This is a genomic window from Leclercia sp. S52, from assembly GCF_039727615.1.
GTDB classification, from domain to species: Bacteria; Pseudomonadota; Gammaproteobacteria; order Enterobacterales; family Enterobacteriaceae; genus Enterobacter; species Enterobacter adecarboxylatus_B.
Window position 1 is genome coordinate 3,664,389 of record NZ_CP152474.1, and the last position, 19,679, is coordinate 3,684,067.

General features: G+C 49.9%; 13 protein-coding genes and 3 pseudogenes. 8 read left to right on the forward strand and 8 right to left on the reverse strand.

Features of this window, described 5'->3' with window-relative positions; genetic code table 11:
* Positions 1–23: 23 nt before the first annotated feature.
* On the reverse strand, positions 24–296 hold the full coding sequence (locus AAHB66_RS17535; RefSeq protein ID WP_176691153.1) for a hypothetical protein: 273 nt from the start codon (positions 294–296) through the stop codon (positions 24–26).
* 409 nt (positions 297–705) lie between these two features.
* Here AAHB66_RS17535 and AAHB66_RS17540 point away from each other — a divergent pair, with 409 nt between their 5' ends.
* Positions 706–939, forward strand: coding sequence for a hypothetical protein (locus tag AAHB66_RS17540; RefSeq protein ID WP_004132711.1), 234 nt, complete (start codon positions 706–708; stop codon positions 937–939).
* Between the two features lie 19 nt (positions 940–958).
* Here the strand turns inward: AAHB66_RS17540 and AAHB66_RS17545 are convergent.
* The 3 genes and pseudogenes from AAHB66_RS17545 to cspF all read right to left on the reverse strand — a co-directional run bounded on the left by AAHB66_RS17545 (position 959) and on the right by cspF (position 10,157).
* Positions 959–9,543, reverse strand: a pseudogene (locus AAHB66_RS17545) (glucoamylase family protein).
* 155 nt (positions 9,544–9,698) lie between these two features.
* Positions 9,699–9,869 carry a YnfU family zinc-binding protein gene (locus tag AAHB66_RS17550; protein ID WP_305955329.1) on the reverse strand — a complete coding sequence of 57 codons (171 nt, stop codon included), beginning with the start codon at positions 9,867–9,869 and terminating at the stop codon, positions 9,699–9,701.
* Positions 9,870–9,944: 75 nt separating this feature from the next.
* Positions 9,945–10,157, reverse strand: coding sequence for a cold shock-like protein CspF (cspF, locus tag AAHB66_RS17555; protein WP_001446195.1), 213 nt, complete (start codon positions 10,155–10,157; stop codon positions 9,945–9,947).
* A 266-nt stretch (positions 10,158–10,423) separates the two neighbouring features.
* Between cspF and AAHB66_RS17560 the strand changes: the two genes are divergently transcribed.
* Both AAHB66_RS17560 and AAHB66_RS17565 read left to right on the forward strand, forming a co-directional pair.
* Positions 10,424–10,642: a cold shock domain-containing protein gene (locus AAHB66_RS17560; RefSeq protein WP_016239707.1), complete on the forward strand. Its 219-nt coding sequence runs from the start codon at positions 10,424–10,426 to the stop codon at positions 10,640–10,642.
* A 300-nt stretch (positions 10,643–10,942) separates the two neighbouring features.
* Positions 10,943–11,170: pseudogene (locus tag AAHB66_RS17565) on the forward strand (hypothetical protein).
* 638 nt (positions 11,171–11,808) lie between these two features.
* Here AAHB66_RS17565 and AAHB66_RS17570 read toward each other — a convergent pair.
* The gene (locus AAHB66_RS17570; protein ID WP_023479757.1) at positions 11,809–12,003 is read right to left on the reverse strand and encodes a hypothetical protein; all 195 of its coding nucleotides are present in this window, start codon (positions 12,001–12,003) and stop codon (positions 11,809–11,811) included.
* A 209-nt stretch (positions 12,004–12,212) separates the two neighbouring features.
* Here AAHB66_RS17570 and AAHB66_RS17575 point away from each other — a divergent pair, with 209 nt between their 5' ends.
* Positions 12,213–12,401 carry a hypothetical protein gene (locus AAHB66_RS17575; protein WP_023479866.1) on the forward strand — a complete coding sequence of 63 codons (189 nt, stop codon included), beginning with the start codon at positions 12,213–12,215 and terminating at the stop codon, positions 12,399–12,401.
* A 500-nt stretch (positions 12,402–12,901) separates the two neighbouring features.
* Here the strand turns inward: AAHB66_RS17575 and AAHB66_RS17580 are convergent.
* Positions 12,902–14,022, reverse strand: a protein-coding gene (locus tag AAHB66_RS17580) for an IS3 family transposase (RefSeq protein ID WP_105580531.1) whose coding sequence is annotated in 2 segments (ribosomal slippage) — positions 12,902–13,764 and positions 13,764–14,022 — 1,122 coding nt in all. Because the reading frame shifts where the segments join, the coding sequence is not laid out codon by codon here.
* A gap of 269 nt (positions 14,023–14,291) precedes the next feature.
* Between AAHB66_RS17580 and AAHB66_RS17585 the strand changes: the two genes are divergently transcribed.
* Together AAHB66_RS17585 and AAHB66_RS17590 are read left to right on the forward strand one after the other, a co-directional pair.
* Entirely contained in the window at positions 14,292–15,497 is a 1,206-nt protein-coding gene (locus AAHB66_RS17585; RefSeq protein ID WP_347113811.1) for a hypothetical protein, read from the forward strand.
* Positions 15,498–15,534: 37 nt separating this feature from the next.
* Positions 15,535–15,819 (forward strand): hypothetical protein, encoded by a 285-nt coding sequence (locus AAHB66_RS17590; protein ID WP_347113813.1) that lies wholly within the window; start codon positions 15,535–15,537, stop codon positions 15,817–15,819.
* A gap of 357 nt (positions 15,820–16,176) precedes the next feature.
* Here AAHB66_RS17590 and AAHB66_RS17595 read toward each other — a convergent pair.
* A pseudogene (locus AAHB66_RS17595) lies at positions 16,177–16,618 on the reverse strand (phage polarity suppression protein).
* A gap of 111 nt (positions 16,619–16,729) precedes the next feature.
* A complete protein-coding gene (locus tag AAHB66_RS17600; RefSeq protein ID WP_347113815.1) occupies positions 16,730–17,731 on the reverse strand; it encodes a zinc-binding alcohol dehydrogenase family protein in 1,002 nt (333 codons plus the stop codon).
* 108 nt (positions 17,732–17,839) lie between these two features.
* Between AAHB66_RS17600 and AAHB66_RS17605 the strand changes: the two genes are divergently transcribed.
* Both AAHB66_RS17605 and AAHB66_RS17610 read left to right on the forward strand, forming a co-directional pair.
* Entirely contained in the window at positions 17,840–18,742 is a 903-nt protein-coding gene (locus AAHB66_RS17605) for a LysR family transcriptional regulator (protein WP_347113816.1), read from the forward strand.
* Between the two features lie 69 nt (positions 18,743–18,811).
* A complete protein-coding gene (locus AAHB66_RS17610) occupies positions 18,812–19,666 on the forward strand; it encodes a PA4780 family RIO1-like protein kinase (RefSeq protein ID WP_347113818.1) in 855 nt (284 codons plus the stop codon).
* Positions 19,667–19,679: the final 13 nt, after the last annotated feature.

A 19,679-nucleotide genomic window follows, 5' to 3' on the forward strand; every position in this document is an offset into this window, starting at 1 on the left:
TCTGTTATAAATCCATGGTTTTATCATTGATACTCAAGGAATTGTCTTCCTGATTCATCATCATCAAGGTACTCAAAAGAAAGAAGCCGAATTTTGGTAAGTTTATAAAACCACTCACAATCGTTTCGTTGAATAATTTCGCCTGGTTTGAAACATATCCCTGATGCCACCCGAATAATCGCATATTTACCATTACTAAACCTGACCCGGTGAATACAGAAAGGTTGGCCAGGCTGTCCGTGACAGCTGTTCGACATGATATGCCCTTCAATAAAAACAGATTTTTTAGATTTCATTATCATACCCTCTACAACAGCAGTACAGGAGGAATGTTGTCATTTTCCGACATCACTGACGTTAAGTGGCAGAAGCTGATCAGCCGCCGATACACCGGCATTCTGAATGTCTGAACAACAGTCCGCAGGCAGGGCACTCAAGAACCGCATCTTTTCTTAGTTTACCTGCTTTCTGATCGGCTCTGTGTGCACATACCGGGCAGGCAACATGAACCGGTCTTTCTTTAAAATACCTGAGCCCATTTGTATAAGACATAAATAATTCTCTGAGGAATACAGTAATTATTATACGCTTTAATATAAAAATAACTGGCATAAGTTATGTTAAGTTGTGTCTGAATCAGGATATCAGATATTGAAAATTGAACGTCTTATTTATGATACACTACCCTTCCGTGAGAAATTTAAGATGAAATCAGAAGACACCCTTGACTGGTATCCGGCACAACTACCGCCTGTGAAAATTATTCTTGGCGAAGCCGTGCTGGCTGTGGGTAAACAGGGCCGACCGATTAATACCCGCACCTTGCTGGAATACCTTCAGGTCATGCAGGACAAACAAAAAAGGCGGGATGACAAAATCGCCATGCAGACTGCGATTGATGTTCTCAGGGATAATCAGCGCATTAACGGCAGACGTTAATGCACCTCCGGGATCAGTGTCAGTTCTGAATGATCTCAACCGTATGGTTTTGTCCATCATCCTTCAGCGGTATTCTGTCATCAGGGAGGAGAACACCATCCAGCGTCACGCAATATTCTGCATCGCCGCGTGAAACACTAATCTGATAATGGCTTTCACCATATTGATATGCCATAGAAAAAGACGACCACTCATCCGGTAACCTGGCATGAACACTAAAGTCAGTGCCGGAACGTTTTATCCCCAGTAATTCCTCGGTAAGTAAACGCCAGGCCCAGCCTGCGGAACCGGTATACCAGCTCCACCCTGCACGTCCGGTATGGGGAGCGACGCTGTAGACATCAGCACTCATGACATAAGGCTCAGCTTTATAAATCCCGACAGAGTCCGCATTCAGGGTATGATTTATAGGGTTGAGCATTGACCAGAGTTGCCAGGCTCGTCCGGCATTCCCCATTCGGGCAAAGGCCATCACTGCCCAGATGGCGCCATGCGTATACTGCCCTCCGTTTTCCCGCACGCCGGGCAGGTACCCCTGTATGTAGCCCGGATTTGGACCGTGTCCGTCGAAAGGAGGCGTTAACAGTTTGATCAGCCCTCCTTCGTTATCCACAAGGTGCTTATCCAGCGCCTGCATGGCCTTTGCGCACCGTCCCGGGCTCGCGGCGCCGGACAATACAGACCAGCTCTGCGCAATCGCATCAATCCGGCAGTCCTGTGAGGTTTTCGATCCCAGGGGAGTACCATCGTCAAAATACCCGCGCCGGTACCATTCCCCATCCCAGGCGTGGGCTTCGAGATTACTTTGCAGGCGCAGAGCCTGTGAACGGCACATCGCGGCGACGCTTTCATCCAGCCTGCGCTCCGCCAGCGCTGCAAACCGCTGCAAAATGTCGTACAGGAAGAAGCCCAGCCAGACGCTTTCACCTTTGCCTTCGATACCCACCCGGTTCATCCCGTCATTCCAGTCACCAGCCCCCATCAGCGGCAGGCCATGCTCCCCGAAGCGAAGTCCATAGTGAATAGCTTTGACGCAGTGTAACCAGAGTGTCTCTTCGGTGCCGCTGATGACCGGCGTGTCATAGACAGACTCTTCACCAGGCTGAAGCGAGCGTCCCTCCAGATAAGGAATGCGTATTTCCAGTGCATCCATATCCCCCGTCGTTTCAACATAGTGGCAAACAGCAAGCGGCAGCCAAAGATAGTCATCGGAACAGCGGGTACGCACACCGTTGCCGTGAGGCGGGTGCCACCAGTGCTGCACATCCCCCCTCGATAAACTGCCGTGATGCACAGAGTATTATCTGTTCACGCATCCGGTCCGGAGCAGCGTGGCTCAGAGCCAGCGTATCCTGCAGCTGATCGCGAAAACCAAATGCACCGCCAGACTGATAGTAGCCACTCCGGGCCATAAGACGGCAGGCGACCGTCTGATACAACAGCCAGCCATTAACCAGTAAATTTACGGACGTGTCGGGGGTGTTAACTACGATTTTATCGAGAACATTGTGCCAGTGATTATGAATCCGGTTCAGCTCCTGGCGGACCGTATCCTCGTTCATGTAGCGGGCCAGCGTCTCCTGAGCACAAACATCATTCTCCTCTGCACCGAGGATAAAAATAAACGTCCTCTGGTCCCCGTCAATTAATGTAACCGCCGATTGCACCGCTCCGCAGGGATCCAGACCGGCCCCCGTCTTACCAGAAAGCTTTTGCAGTTTCATAGCCGAAGGGGCGTGAAGGGAACCATTACGGCCAATAAACTCCCGGCGGTCCCCTGTCAGAGAACAGTCATTACCGCTGACGGCAAAAAATGCAGTTCGGCCGCCACCATTATCACCATAAAAGTTATTCGCAAGTATCCCGCAGCCGCCGGGCGTTCTGGCCACATGTGTCACAATGTGAGGGGCTGAGCGCGTTCGTGTTTCTCCGAGCGTCCACTCTACATAGCCTGTGACGGAAAGTTGACGTGTCCGTCCCGAAGAGTTACTGAGCGTCAGGAGCACCAGTTTAACCGGATCTTCTTCAGCAACCAGGACCGTCAACTCGCTGTCTATACCACTCTCACGATGGGCAAAAACGCTGTAGCCAAAACCATGGCGGGTCAGGTAATCACCGTGTCCGCGAACAGGTAAAGCCGTCGGCGACCAGCACTCCCCGCTCTCTTCATCGCGCAGGTAAAATGCCTCGCCGCTGCGATCGCTCACCGGATCGTTCTCCCACGGCGTCAACCGGTATTCATGGGCATTCTCATACCAGGTATAGGCCTGCCCTGCCTCTGAGATCACACTGCCAAAACGAGAATTTGCCAGTATGTTCGACCAGGGAGCCGGTGTAAGCGCATTTTCCCGAAGGACGATCTGATACTCCCGCCCATCCTGAGAAAATCCACCGTATCCGTTGAAATGGCATAACTGACTGGTATCAGGGCTCCAGTCCGTATGTTGATTACGCTCGCGCACAGCACGCGGAATGAATGCCCTTGCCGGCGATTTCAGGGTATGAATACGCTGGTTAAGCTGCTCATTAATACCCCCTGCGCGGTCATCAAGATAAAGACAGGCCACGCTCATCAAAAGCAACTTATCCTCAGCGGAGAGATGCTCACCGTTGCGGACAAAAAGCCCGCCTTTTTTATCCAGCAGACTGGCTTCAGACCCGGCATAAATTAACTCCATAATCTGATTTTGTAATCCCTGCTGGTAGCCGCCGGGGCTGTTATTCAGGATAACTAAATCAACATCCAGCCCTTTCTGTCTCCAGTAACGGTGTGCCTGAATCAGTGTGGTCACTGAGGTGATACTTTCCTCGCTGGTTATACTCAGCAGCACTATCGGCAGATCCCCTGAAATTGCCCAGCCCCACAGTCCGGACTGGCCACGCCGGTTGCGGCCGATCGCCTGGCCTTCGGCGCGCAGCTCCTGGACAGGGTAAAGCACAGCGCTGGCGAGACTATTGAACAACGTGGCATCATCTTCACTGGCGTTCATCTGGCGCAATACCACCAGACTGTGAGACCAGGCCAGTTCAAAGACGCGATCGGCGATAGGGTAATCGCGATATTTCTCCAGCAACGCCAGGCTCTGCTGACGGGTCTCACTGATGCCATAAATGATATCAATCGTAACCGGCTGCCCCGGCTGCAGAATAATGGCGTTGCGAATTGCCAGTATCGGATCCAGCACCGAGCCCGACGTGTTGCCTAGCATCCCTCCCGTCTCTATTGCCTGTGCATTCGCAGGGTTTCTGCCACGTCCAATAAACCTTGCCCTGTCCGTTTCAAACGACACGTTATGTCGGTTATCGCCGTGCACCACCATCATGTGAAACAGGCAAGGGCCCGGTTCATTCGGTGAACGCGGGCGCCGGTGGCAAAGAATAGCGTCACGCTCAGGAGCCAGCTCAGTCTGAATAAACAAATTGCTGAATGCCGGGTGTGCCAGATCGCTGGCATCAGGTGCCAGTACCACTTCAGCATAGGTTGTCAGCTCCAGAGAGCGAGGCTTGCGACCACGATGAATCAGTGTGAGCCGTCGCAATTCAACATCATCCTCCGGAGAGATCACCACCTGAGTTTTGACGCTGAGTCCCCCTAAGCTGCGTCTGAATTCTGCCCCCCGCATCGGTGAACAACACTTCCTCGTCTTGTCCGCTGGTGTAGCCTGTTGGTTGCCAGGTATTGCTCCACACATCTCCCGTCTGGGTATCGCGGATGTAGCAGAATGCTCCCCAGTTATCACGGGTGGTATCACTGCGCCAGCGCGTTAGTGCAATATCATTCCAGCGACTGTAACCGCCGCCGCCCGCGGTCAACATCAGATGATAATGGCCGTTGGACAGGAGTTGAATATCCGGGGCGGGGGTATCCACGCTATAGAAAATACGGGGTTCATAGCGAACGGGTTTGACCATGCCCTCATGAGATTCAAAATGACGGCGCGGACTGTACAGATCGACCGCATCCGGCACGCGCTCCTGTAACAGCAGACTCGCTGACCGGAATACCGTACTGGACATAAAGCGTTCAGTCATGGGGGCATCAAGCAGCACATGAGCCAGCGCCTGAAATGCCATACCCTGGTGATGCGCCATCCAGGACTGTACCACCGCATAGAGCTGACCGGTTGCAAGACGTGAGGGGGTATAGTCCAGCGCTTCATAAAAACCGTATTCTCCGCGTGCACCATTTTTTTGCAGCCTGAACAGGTTCTCACAGGCTCTCTGTGGGGAAACCATCAGCGCCAGCAGCGTGGCGTAAGGAGCGACAACCATGTCATCGGCAAGTCCCCTGCGCAGACCGAGCCCCGGTACGCCAAATGCCTGATACTGATAATTATGCTGAACATCAAAAGCATGATAACCAGACTCTGAAACACCCCATGGCACCCCGCGTTCTTTCCCCCAGTGAATCTGGCGCATAACCGCCGACTGACTCATTTCATCGAGCAGGCTGCCGGGCCAGGTGGGCATCACCAGATTCGGCATCAGATATTCAAACATGGATCCGCTCCATGACATCAGGGCAGTTTCATTATCAATCGTGGTAAACAATCGACCCAGCGCGTACCAGCTTTTAAGAGGCAGCTGATTAGTCGCAATGGCAAGAAAACTGGTCAGGCGGATTTCAGACGGCAGGAGATCGTAGTGGCTCTTGTCAGGCATATTGGTGTCACAGTTATAACCGACGCTGAGCAGACTGGTTGCTTCACTGTACAGAAAGGCGAAATCCATCCGGGCATGCTCATCCAGCCGCTGTTCCAGCTCGGTGATAATATTGAGTCGCATTCGGGCCTGCTCCGCCACTGACGCCGGAGGCGTTCCTGTACCGGTTAATGTCGGACGGGCAAGCTCGCTCAGCGTCGGCAGCTTCTGTTCATTCCAGGATGCAGGCAACCAGCCAAGCAACAGAGACCACTCATGGCAAAGCTGAACCAGTTGATGCTCCAGATGTCCAGCCCAGCGCATCTGAAGAGGAGATCCCTGATGACATGCGCTGGTCAGATGGTTGCACTGGGTGCGAATGCTTTTCAGTTCGCTGAAAAGCGCCTGCGGAGAGAGCGACACCGCGTTCAGGCAATGCTTGCGCAGCAGTCTCAGGCTGTCAGGTGGGTTCTTACCCCACTGTTTTTCCAGAATATCCAGCGTATCGTTCAGTCCTGCCAGTATCTGTTGGTTGCTTAAAACAGGCTGATGACGCATGGCGGACAGGCCTGCACGCAGGGTCAATAAATGCCCGGCCATATTGCCGCTGTCGACGCTGGAGATATAGCGTGGACTTAGGGGAACCAGCGTACGGGTGTCATACCAGTTGTAGAGATGGCCCCGGTAGTGCTCCATTTTATCCATCGTGTCGAGCGTGAGCGACACGCGCCGGAGCACCTCTCCGCCAGGCAGGTAGCCAAAGTCCCATGCCGTCAGGTTAGCCATAAGTGAAAGACCAATATTGGTAGGAGAAGTTCGGTGTGCCACCGTCGGTTGTGGTATTTCCTGATAATTATCAGGTGGAAGCCAGTTCTCTTTTGCTGTGGCAAATGTTTCAAAAAAAGCCCAGATTTCACGGCTTGTCTGGCGTAACAGCTGTTTTTGTTCCTGATTAGGCGAAAAAACCTTACGCACGGGCTGGCGACTCAGCCAGCTCATCAGCAGCGGTGCCACACACCATACCAAACCGATCGGTAACGCAATCCCCAGCAGCTGTGGGGCAAATTGTCCGGTCAGTATTGTCAGCGCCACGCCACCGGCAACGTTAAGCCACATCGCCTGATAAAAACGTGCAACAGTGGGTCTGGCCTGACTGCTGTCCTGGCTGTGGCTGACCCACTGGCTGAGGTGACGCCTGCTTATCCCCAGTCGCCATAGCGTCACGGCGATCGCTTTCAGCGAATATCCGGCTTCGTGCGGCAGTATCGCAAAATTAAGGCTGATACCTGACAGACGCTTCAGCGCGCCCGCCCCCACCAGTAACAGATGCGGCTTCAGGCGGCGACGCAGAGGTTTATGCAGAAGGTCATGGGCGATGCAGAGGATGGCTGGCAAAAGCCATATCAGCGAAAGTACGCCCAGCCAGTAAACCGGATTGGGTACCCCAAGCAGGGTGAAGAACAGCAATACCAGTAAGGAGGGGGCGACCAGACTGCGACGCAGATTATCGAGTAATTTCCAGTAAGAAAGTGCGGTCAGCGGATTCCTGACCCGGGTTCCATCGGCTTTTCTGACGCGTGGTTTTAGCCAGTTAAGCAGTTGCCAGTCACCCCGGATCCAGCGTGAACGTCGTGCAACATCCGACAGATAATTATTGGGATATTGTTCGTAGAGTAACACTTCACTCAGCAGACCCGAACGGGCATAGCATCCTTCGAGTAGGTCATGGCTGAGTACCAGATTTTCCGGGCAGATGTTGGTAGTGGCCTGCATAAAAATATCAACATCGTAAATCCCTTTGCCCACAAACGAGCCTTCCCCAAAGAGATCCTGATAAATATCCGAAGACATCATCGAATAAGGGTTATTGCCCGGTACGCTGCTGCGCAGGGCTGCGTAACGCCCCTGACCGTTGCGTGGTATCTCCTCCGCAAGACCGGGCTGTAAAATACCGAATCCTTTGACAACCCTCTGGCGTACCGGATCATACTCAGGCGTATTCAGCGGATGCGCCATCGTCGCGACGAGTTTGTGTGCCGTATCGCGCGGGAGCACCGTATCGCTGTCCAGTGTAATGACGTATTTTATGTGACCCGGTAAAAGGTGGGCAGGCATCTCTGCAACGCTGACGAATTGCGTTCCGGGATGGCGCAACCAGCTGTTCAGTAACGCCAGTTTTCCCCGCTTGCGTTCATAGCCCATCCACGCTCCTTCCAATGGGTTCCATTCAGGCTGGCGATGTAACAGATAAAAACGTGGTCGGCCGGAGGGGTAGCGGCGATTAAGCGCCTGCGTATCGGCGATAGCCTGTCTGAGCAGCGCGTGACTTTCCGGCGAGGGTTCATTTTCAGAATCAGCAAAATCAGTGAGCAGCGCGAACCTGAGATTTTCGTTTTCATTCCCTAACCAGCAGACTTCAAGACTGGTGAGGAGCTGGCTGAAACTTTCGTGGCTGGTCAACATGCAGGGAATGACTAACATGGTGGCACTGTCAGCGGGAATCCCGGCTGAAAAATCCATCCCCGGCAAGGGTCGAGGAACGCGAAAACGGGTGGTTGCATCACTGAGTAAATCGCTCATTAACTGAGTCAAAGCGATAATCAGAGGCAATATCACCGCGATCAACAGCCAGTCTGTGCCCTGCATGGCGGTTTCGTGCAATATTGCTGCGGTCGCTGCGGTTGTCAGCAGCGTCAGGCTTCCAATCCATGACAGCAGGGTTATTCTGTTGAAACTGTGACGCAAGCGTAGGAGCCTTGAGGCGTATGCCAGGAGATGAATATCCAGCGCCTGTCGACCTTCGCCCGCAAGATAATAACCAACATGATGTTCCGGTGTATCGGGCGCTTTTTCCTCTGAAAACGCCAGCACTTTCTCTGCAACCTCAGGCTCGCTGAGACCGCTGTCTCTGGCCAGAACCTCAACTACGTGCCGGTAATGATCCCGGGTATTGAAGTGCATCCGGGGATAGATGCCGGCAGGATCATTGCGTAATGTCTGTTCGACAACGCTTATCGTTTCGGCGAAATCAGCCCAGTCCGTTTCACTCAATAATCGCAGGCCCGCAATGCTGTTACTTACGGACAGCTGGCTGGCGGCAAGCTGCTGATTGAAACTATGTATGAGAACGTCAGTGGTGATCCCCTGTTCCCGAAGGCACTGATCAACCCAGGTCAGAGGTAACGACAGCGCGTTGCCATGCCCCTGCAGGCGCCGCACCAGCTCTGCGACAAACGCACTGGTTAACGGAGGCCGGGAGCGCGCCATATCGGCAACCACCATGATTAAATCACCAGGCGCACTCTCTGCGCATTCGACAATCCTTGTTATCCACGTATCGGCAAGGTTTCTGTCTTGCTGCGCTTTTATCACTTCCATACTGATACGACGAAGATTTTCAATCAGCGCCAGGCGCAGCATTCCCGGTAACGCCCAGACTTCACCCAGCGTCAGCGGCGTCACCTGTTGATAGGCAGTGAGATAGCTGGTCAGGCTGGCGGTATCCCAGCGGCCATCGCCGTGAGCAATAGCCTCTGATGCAATATGATAAATTCGTGGGCAATTCAGCGGCGATACCAGCGACGGAAGACCTTTGCCAAAGCTTTTCGGCAGATGCTGGCGGACAGTGCGGATTTGTTCCTCAATCAGATAATAATTGTCCAGCAGCCATTCACCGGCGGGCATGATACTGGTCTTTTTACCCGCGTTAAGCTCATAGCAGTTTTGGGTAATGACGGCCTCATTGTCGCCAAGCCGTTTCAGAAGATAATAAGGATGCTTATCCGGTGATACTTTATGAGTCCGCGCCAGCTTCTGGCCGTAGCGTTCCATCTGGACGGTCGAAAAGAGTTCTGACCGCGGCGAGCTTTCACCGGCAGGATCGTTCGCCGAAAACGTTATGTTTTCGGCAGCATTCATCAGTATACGGGAGCGGTTAAACCACGCTCTGGGGATCATTTTCATAGCATTGCTCTGATGCGACGTTAGCGCGCAGGAGCAGTTGCGAAATCAGTTCAGAAACGTTCTCTCAGGATGGGCGTCAGGCATCAGGGATTTAACAGCTGCCGGAATCTAACATAAGTATAGGACATGAGCTCTGTTCTGCGGTTTTGGTCGAGCTAGCGTCGGGAGATAAACAGAGCCTTACATCCGGGGCAAAGCATGGTCTGGTTGAGCCGGATTTTTGACAACGGTTGTACTGATTTTAAGCCACAAACAGGACAGGCAGCTGTGGCAGTAGACGCACTGCTGAAGAATTTCATTGCGTAATTGATAACAGACATAACCATTAACCTTTCAATGAATGAGCTTCACCGTACCATATGTGGTTAAGTTTTAATCTATCTATTTTGACACACTGAAAATCAGGAAAGATAAATGTTCGCAGCCACAGGCCCCCTGAGACCGTTTATCCGGCAAAACTCTATGCGGCTTCCAGGGATGAGTAATTCTGATTCGCGGGAGTTAACGGCTGAAATGTGAAGCAGAACGTCTTTTCGTCCATCAGATGGGATGATGAGGCCTTTACCACTAAGAATATCAAAGCTTTTGACAATTCCTGTCATTTTATGGGACAAGTCAATTCCTTATTGAAAACACGTAAAGACTATACATTGAAAATGGCATTCAGCCACTTTTATTTTCCCTACAGGACCTCTGGACGGCTAAAAGATAATTTGCTTATATTGATTCCCTGTGCCTTAATGAATCCCATCAGTTCGATGTACTAATGAAAGTTAGAAATTTTCCGGGCAGTTCTCATTACCAGGCGCTATCGTTGATATCCCCTCTTTTTGAGTCCATACATTTACTATCAATACAATGATGTATAACAGGAGTCAGTATGACCTCTAGAATTACAGGCCTGGTAAAATGGTTTAACGAAGACAAAGGTTTTGGCTTCATCTCTCCTCTTGATGGCAGCAAAGATATCGTTGTCCATTTTTCTGCGCTTAATGGCGACAACTTTAAAACTTTATTTGAAGGACAGAAAGTTGAATTCGCCATTCAGATCGGAGACAAAGGTCCTGCTGCTGCAAACGTAATACTTTGCGATAAATAAATCAATGTGGGTCTGCGATAACGATGAAGGATTATCCCTGAGTAGACAGCCCCATAACTTAAATCAGTGAAAAATCGTTTATTCTTAATATCTGATCAGCATATTCTTCACAATTATGAGTGTGCTGACCGATGTAATGAAGTGCAGGACTACTGCATAAAAATTTTAAAAGCACAAACTAACTGCTTGTTAAATAAGAAGTGCGTAATGAGCGAGGCTATCTCCGAAAGAACCACGTAATGGCTTTGACCTTAATGGCATCTGCCAGCTAACACCCACGAGAGAACAGGATAATAGAATATGATTAAAGTCCTTGTTTTCTTTAATGCTGAATCCTGTAAAGTCATGACCGTTCTGGAAGGTATATCCTCTATCAGGCAGGAATATCCAAACGGTGAATAAACACATCTTCGGATTATGTCTGCAGGTTTTCCTTCCTTAACTGGCGATCATGGCATTGTTTACGTGGCTACTGACAGGGAGTTAACGTCACAGGAGATATTTGATGCGGCCAGGAAATATTTATAGCAGTTTCATTACCTTCTCTGCTTCATGTTTAATTGCGTACCTACCCTATTTATAAGATACAAACAAAAAAAATAAGTAAAAAAACTTTATAGCCTGCTAACCGCAGGCTTTTTTTTCAACACATTCTTTTAAAAATCGCTGTCAAATCAGGAAGTCACACTATGTGCATTGACAAAATACAGATGGCCCTCTACCTCCCTTCATGCTATTTTGCCTTTTATGATGAATCCTTCTGAGCGGCAGGGCAAATTAACCTGATGAATTTTCTAATGGAATGTTCATCATGCACGAACGAAGCAGCGGGTCATAGGGATACCCAAAGGCTTACCGGGAGGCATCGGCATCATATTCATAAGCATCAAGCGATGCAGCAGAGGATTTTTCTCTGGATGTTTTATGCTTCTTGTTTTGTAAGAATTATTGAAAGATTGTTATATATTTAGTCCAGCAATATGTCTGGCAACTATAATGGTTAGTTACTTCCTTTCCGAGTTCGGTGCTTCTTTTAAGGAGGATTTCACTTTTTACAAATTGGTGATTTCTTTAATGACTATAATATTTTCAATACTTATCTTATTTTTGTTAAATAATGCACTCATGAAGTAAGGAGATACAGTTAAATTTCATCTCGAAGATAATCATCTTCTTCCTGAGATAAAACCTAAAGCGAAGCCTATACCGACTGCTATGAGAATACTTGTCGCAGGATATGACTCAACTTTATTCTTCATGCTGTTAGCCCCACTACGTAACGCATCATCGGTTTTAGTAGCGTATTCTTTTACTGTTTCCTTAAATTCATTTTCAGACTTTTCAGGTGAATGGTTAAACATGGCACTCTCCGGTTTGAAATTATTTATTTAAGTATAGTCAACACCCTTAGGAAAATAAAAAGTTGCAGCTAAATAACACGACTTAGATTATTATTTTCTTACAGTGCTTTTTTATATACTTAATGAGTATATGCAAACCTAATCGGCGTTACAGTGTAGGGTACCCTATACTATTAAAACCTCATAAAGATAGGATGCCGGAGTAGACTATGCTAACTTATTTAGAGATCCCAACTGCAGACGTCAGGTTGATGCAAGAAGAATGGCAGTATTCCATTAACGAATGGGAAGATGAAGGAGGGGCGTCTGAAAAAATATATAAAGATGTTGACATTCTAAAAAGTAACAATATGGAATTAATTTTTGATTTACTGTGCTTTGAAAATGAAGGGAAATAGCAACGGTAAATATCGTCTTTTCTTTTCTAATGTTCGTATTTGGTTCATCGCCGCCCAGAAACCTTGCCGCAGGAGCAATTCGTAAAGAATACAACCACACATTCGAAACCGCCCTAACTTTATGTATTGATCAAAAAATTCTGGTCAATGCCTTAGCTTTTTCCAAAGACGATTTCCGCGTCGACGCTTACTCTACTTGGTTCGTTAACTTCAAAGAAACAGCCGGAACTTCCTGCATGTATTGACCTGCTCAGCATTAACAAATTCAATAGAGATGTAATAAAATTCCGCTTCTGGCAAAGGGCTGCTGTTGCAGCCCTCACAAATTAAACTTCAATAGACTCAGATATCTCCAGGGCATCATCCACTTCAATACCGAGATAAAGGACTGTACTTTCAAGTTTTTTGTGACCTAACAATAGCTGGATCACTCGAAGATTCTTCGTTTTTTTATAGATCAGATATGGCTTGTGACCTGCCCCCAGGATTAGATACAACCTTCAGTTAGTAATGTCGGTTGGTTTTTCTTCATATTTCCCGTTTCGCCAGTCCGCTGCAAATTCAGCCGGAGTCTGGTAGTTCAGCGATGAATGTGGACGACACTCGTTATAATCCTGCCGCCAGTCATTAATCGTTTTCCTGGCGTGAACTATATCGCTGAACCAGTGCTCATTGAGGCACTCATCCCTGAATCGTCCGTTAAAACTTTCAATAAATCCGTTCTGTGTTGGCTTGCCCGGCTGGATAAGCCGCAGCTCCACCCCATGCTCATAAGCCCACTGGTCAAGTGCTCTGCAGGTAAACTCCGGCCCCTGGTCCGTTCTTATCGTCGCCGGATAGCCGCGAAACAGTGCAATGCTGTCCAGAATTCGCGTGACCTGAACGCCTGAAATCCCGAATGCGGCGGTAATCGTCAGACACTCCTTCGTGAAGTCGTCCACGCAGGTCAGGCACTTGATCCTGCGACCGGTGGCCAGCGCGTCCATGACAAAATCCATCGACCAGGTCAGGTTGGGCGCCTCCGGGCGGAGCAGCGGCAGACGTTCTGTTGCCAGCCCTTTACGACGTCGTCTGCGTTTTACGCCCAGCCCGTTAAGGTGGTAAAGGCGGTACACGCGCTTGTGATTAACATGAAGGCCTTCACGGCGCAGTAACTGCCAGATGCGTCGGTAGCCAAAACGCCTGCGCTCCAGTGCCAGCTCAGTGATACGCCCTGATAAATGCGCATCAGCAGCCGGTCGCTGAGCCTCATAGCGGCAGGTCGACAGGGACAAACCTGTAAGCCTGCAGGCACGACGTTGCGACAGACCGGTCGCATCACACATCAACACCACAGCTTCCCGCTTCTGGTCTGTCGTCAGTACTTTCGCCCCAGAGCCACCTGAAGCGCCTCCTTATCCAGCATGGCTTCAGCGAGCAGCTTCTTGAGGCGGGCGTTCTCTTCCTCAAGCGACTTCAGGCGCTTAACCTCGGGCACCTCCATACCGCCATACTTCTTACGCCAGGTGTAAAAGGTGGCGTCGGAAATGGCGTGCTTGCGGCAGAGCTCACGGGCAGAAACCCCGGCTTCGGCCTCTCGGAGAATACTGATGATCTGTTCTTCGGAAAAACGCTTCTTCATGGGGATGTCCTCATGTGGCTTATGAAGACATTACTAACATCGCGGTGTATTAATCAACGGGGAGCAGGTCACGTGGTTACTACGAATGTCTTAAAACAATAATACCCAAACCTAAATCTAAATCTTTACTTGGAAACGTAAAAACCCTCCCTATATACATAGATCTCAGTACTTGCAATGATATATTCGACTCTGCGAATGAACTATCTTTACTCGAGATTCATTTCATCAGACAAATTATTTCAGCTCTCAAAAATCAACTTTCTTTAATGTTTGATGATAGTTTCCTGAGTAATTTCAGAAAACAACATCAAACTTTAGATGAACTTGATTATATTGAGAAGGTACTTGTTCAGGGTGTAACCTTAAGTAAATCAAAGGTTATCGACAGCTCCCTAGCCATGAAAAAAGCCGGTTCACATGAACTTTCAGGTGAACTAGCCCCTACCAGCGCAAAAATATCAGCAAAAGTAGGTGGTACTACTGAAAATAATGAAAGCATTAAATATACAACTATAAATGGATTAAATGCCCAAGACTTTCTTAGTAAAATAAATGAAATTAAAACAAAAGCTGGCATTGATGCTATTTATGTATTTATAGATGAATACTCTGACCTAAGCTTAGATTCACAATTGAAATTTAGTGCACTTTTGAAGTTATTCCTTGGTTCAAAAGTAGGCATGTTCTTTAAACTTGGTGTAATTACAGACCGTTTTAACTTTGGAGAAAAAGTTATCATAGGGAGGGATATTTTCCCTATTCCTCTTGATTTTAATGAATATTCAGAGCGATTTAATGGCGCTATAGCAGCCATGAGTAAAATGCAAATATTCGTTACGGAACTGATACAAAAGAGAATTGAAAAATTCTGTTCCTCAATGACTATAGGTTCAATATTTAAAGGTGACACAAACGAAATAATGACTCGTTTAACACGAGAAACCATAGGTGTATCAAGGACACTTGGAATAATTTTACAAAACGCCTTTTCCCAAGCACAAACCAATTCAACTGATTATCGAATTGGTCTCGCAGAAATAAACTATGGAATAACCTGCGCCAGAAAAACATATCAAAAACAATTTATTGGCGGTGTTAGGCAAAAACTCATACCTGGATTCTACATGGACCTGTGGAATAAAATATTAGAAAAAGCAATTGCGGAAAAAAACAAATTCCCTAACAGAGCTGCTAGTCACTTAATGATAGATCCAGCTAGAAAAGAGTACTTAAATATTTTATGTGAGAACTTTTTACTACATTTTATTTCCGAAAACATATCGTCGAAACATGGTGGGAGTTATAACCTTTATTCTCTAGACTATGATATCTGCAATGAATACAACATTAAGTATGCAAATAAAAAAGATGATTACACACCTATAAGATTTATTTATGACCCGGTATTATCTGGCTTTGATGCCTACTTCCTAAAAACTAAGCAAAAAAAGTTACAGATGTTCTACTTGTAATAAAATTTATGATGAGAATGAAGTTATAAGGTCAAAAGTGAAGCGCTGCTTTGAAGATGATACAGTTCTAATCGAAATCATTCATCAAGATGCACCGATGACCGAGGGTAATTTCGCTGAAGTTGAGATTAAGATTTTAGGGTTAATATCTCAACTGAGTGAAAATGAAGCTATGACAGCAAGAGATATTGCAGATTCTGTAGGTTGTACGGTGCAGAAGGTTGCAATTTGGGGGAGCAGAGTCCTTGAAAAATCTGGAAAAATAAACATTAACAAAGCTCATAGACCTCACAAATATTATTCAAGTGATCTTGAGCTGTAATTCATAATCTGATGCAGGGGTCAAGCCCTGCATTAATTGTTAATATTTTATTATCAAATTAGACAAACAAAATTACACTTCAAAAAATCCCCACTCAGTAAAATAAATTTTAATTCAATTCCACGGCTCCGTGCGTAAGGCTTTCCCCGCCCTGCCTGCCCGCTTAACGGGTCGCTTTTAATGCAGGTACATGACCGGCCTCGGGACGCGTCAGTACCGGCACTGGATGGGAAGCAGGGACATGAAAAAGCATGCACCTTACTGATGCATGGCTTAAGTCATGAAAAATAGCGGAATTTACGGGGATTTTTAAAAAGGCTAATGAGTGATCAGATCTGCACGTTTCCGGAGGTAATTCTAATTTTGTGCAGAGGAGAATTCCTCACGATTAACATCTCTCGAAGATGCGTCAAGCCTGAATCCGATTGCCGTTAAAATGCCATTATCCTGTGCGGAATATTTTTTTACCGCCGGCCGGCCAGACCGACAGTGCCACACGCAGATATTCGACCGAGTGCTGCATGACACAGTGTCTTACGGCGGGATGCTGACTGTTATAGCCAAGCGCAGACGTTAGCTCCGCGTCATGTGCCTGCATAAAATCATTCAGGCGGTTACGTATGCTGATGCGCTGGACATCCTCATACGACCGAATATAGCGCCCGGCGGCCTGATTAATCTCTCATTTTTTCACGTTGATAACATCTCGCAGCCTTCGCAGGCTGCGGGAGCGTTTATTCTCACCGGTGACTGAAAGCTCTACATATTCCTGTTCAACTCCCGCCAGCTCCACCAAAATTCTTTGTTGATGGTCACCAGAGCCTGATACGAAGTCCTGAAAGCCCGCACGGCGCAAGCCTGCGGGCTTTTTTGTCTCTTCAATTCATCCAGCGAAAGCCATTAGCCCCCGTCAGAACCCTTCCAGCACAATCTTCCCGACCGCACGCCCTGTTTCCAGTTGAGCGTGGGCCTTCTGCACGTTCGCCGCCGTGATCGCCCCGTAGTGCTCACCCAGCGTGGTGGTAATCACCTGCTCATCAATCAGCCCAGCCACGCGGGTCAGAAGCTGATGCTGGGCGATCATATCCCGGGTTTCAAACATTGAGCGGGTGAACATAAACTCCCAGTGCAGGGAGATGCTCTTCGCCTTCAGCGGACGGGCATCCAGCGTCTCGGGATCGTCTATCAGCGCCAGTTTGCCCTGCGGTGCCAGGGCCTTAATAATTTCCGCATAGTGCGCCTCGGTGTGGTTCAGGCTGGCGACGTGGGTCACCTCGTTGATCCCCAGTGCGGCCAGCTCTTCCGACAGCGGCTTGCTGTGATCGATAACATGATGCGCTCCCGCCTCCCGCACCCACTGCTGGCTTTCCGGGCGCGACGCCGTGCCGATAATGGTCATTTTCGTCAGCTTGCGCGCCAGCTGAACGAGGATCGAGCCCACCCCGCCCGCGGCACCGACGATCAGCACCGTATCCCCTTCGTTGCCCTGCTCCTGAACGCCCAGCCGATCGAAGAGCATTTCCCACGCGGTGATGGCCGTGAGTGGCATTGCGGCGGCGGCGGCGTTATCCAGGGTTTTTGGCTTCAGGGCCACAATGCGCTCGTCTACCAGCTGATACTCGCTGTTGCTGCCCGCCCGGCCCAGCGCCCCGGCATACCAGACTTCATCCCCCGGCGCGAAAAGGGTCACCGCCTCGCCCACCGCGGTAACAACGCCTACTGCATCCCAGCCGAGAACGCGTGGGGTATCCCCGCTAAACCCGGCGCGGACTTTGGTATCCACCGGGTTAACGGAGATGGCTTTCACTTCAATCAGCAGGTCGTGCCCCGTTGCCGTCGGCTGGGGCAGTTCAATCTCGTGCAGGGCGTCGATGTTATGTGGTGCAGAACGGGTAATGGCAATGGCTTTCATAATGTCTCCGGCGTTTTATCCACTGTGTCGCAATAATTTGATGGTAAAGCGAAGCTGTGACGGGAAAAATAGCCTCGCGGAGACAAGACTTATACTCGGGAGATGAAAATGGTGCGGCTTGAGGATCTGATACTGTTCGTTCGCGTCGCTGCCCTGAGCAGCTTCAGCGATGCGGCACGAGAGGCGGGCGTCCAGCCGGCGCAGGTCAGCGCCGCCATCAAACGGCTGGAGTCCTCGCTGGCCATCCGGCTGTTTGCGCGCTCCACCCGCAGCCTGCGCCTGACCCCGGAAGGCGAGGCCTGGCTCCCCTACGCGCGACAAATGCTGGATGCGATGTACGCCGGGATGCAGAAAATCCAGGCCCCGGAAGAGGAGATCGCCGGCACCCTGCAGATTGCCGTCCCGTCGGATTTAGGCCGCCACCTGCTGCTGCCGATGTTTCAGGCCTTCGACGAACGTTATCCGGCACTGCGGCTGCGCATCTTTTTCTCCGATCAGGTGGCCGATGTCTTTAAGGATCCGGTGGATATCGCCTTTCGCTACGGCATGCCGGAAGATGCCTCCTATATCGCCCTCCCCGTCGCCCCCGACAACCGCCGCGTGCTGGTGGCCTCGCCCGAGTGGGTCGCCCGCCACGGCAACCTCAACCATCCCGATGAATTAAGCCGGGTCAACGCCCTCACCTTTGTCCTGCGCGGGCGACTGCACGATCGCTGGACCTTCTTCCGTGACGGCGAGATGCACAGCGTGAACGTCAGCGGCAGCATGATGAGTGATGATGCCGAGGTGATCCGCCGCCTGGCGGTCTCCGGAGCGGGGGTGGCGTACAAATCCTGGCTGGATGTCGCGGAGGATGTCCGCGCCGGCCGGCTGCAGGTTTTAATGAACGATTATGAGGGCGAAAGCGTGCCGCTGAACATGATCTGCCCGCACCGCAAGCAGCTTTCCGCGGGCGTCAGGTTACTGTATGAGGCGGTCAAAGCCTGTTGTGAGGGTCACGCAATACGTTAATCCTCTGGAAGACGATATTTGCCTGCTTTTTTGGTACGAAAAGCGGCAAAAATGCGCTATAAAAGCCGCATGAAAATCCCAAACAGACTCCAGCCCCTGGTCGATGACGGCCTGATAGACAACGTGCTTCAACGCCTGAAAAGCGGCAAAGAGGCAGACGTTTACACCGTGCTATGCGGGGACCAGATTCAGTGTGCCAAAGTGTACAAGGAAGCGTCACAGCGCAGCTTTAAGCAGGCCGTGCAGTATCAGGAAGGCCGCAAAGTCCGCAATACGCGTGATGCGCGCGCCATGCAAAAAGGCTCCAGGTTCGGCCGTAAGCAGCAGGAAGAGGTCTGGCACACCGCAGAGGTCGATGCGTTATTCCGCCTGGCTAATGCCGGAGTACGCGTGCCGCAGCCCTATATGTGTCTGGATGGCGTGCTGCTGATGGAGCTGGTCACCGACGGTGAAGGCGCCGTTGCGCCACGCCTGAGCGATGTGTCCTTAACGGAAGCAGAGGCCGTAAAAGATTTCGACACCATGATCCGCAATATCGTGCGCATGCTGTGTGCCGGTATCGTCCACGGTGACCTGTCCGAGTTTAACGTGCTGCTTGATGACCAGGGGCCGGTCATTATCGACCTGCCGCAGGCGGTGGATGCCGCCGCCAACAACCATGCGCAGTCCATGTTTGAACGCGATGTGAATAACATCACCGAGTATTACGGTCAGTTCGCCCCGCAGCTGCTGAAAACGCGCTACGGGAAAGAGATCTGGATGCTGTATGAAGACGGTAAATTAACCCCGGAAACCCCGCTCACCGGGCTGTTTGTCGAAGAGACCCATGCTGTGGATATGGATTCCCTGCTGGATGAGATCGTTTCGGCAGAAGATGAATATTACGAACGCCAGCGCGCCATCAGAGAGCGCGAAGACGACTAACGCCGTGAAAGCC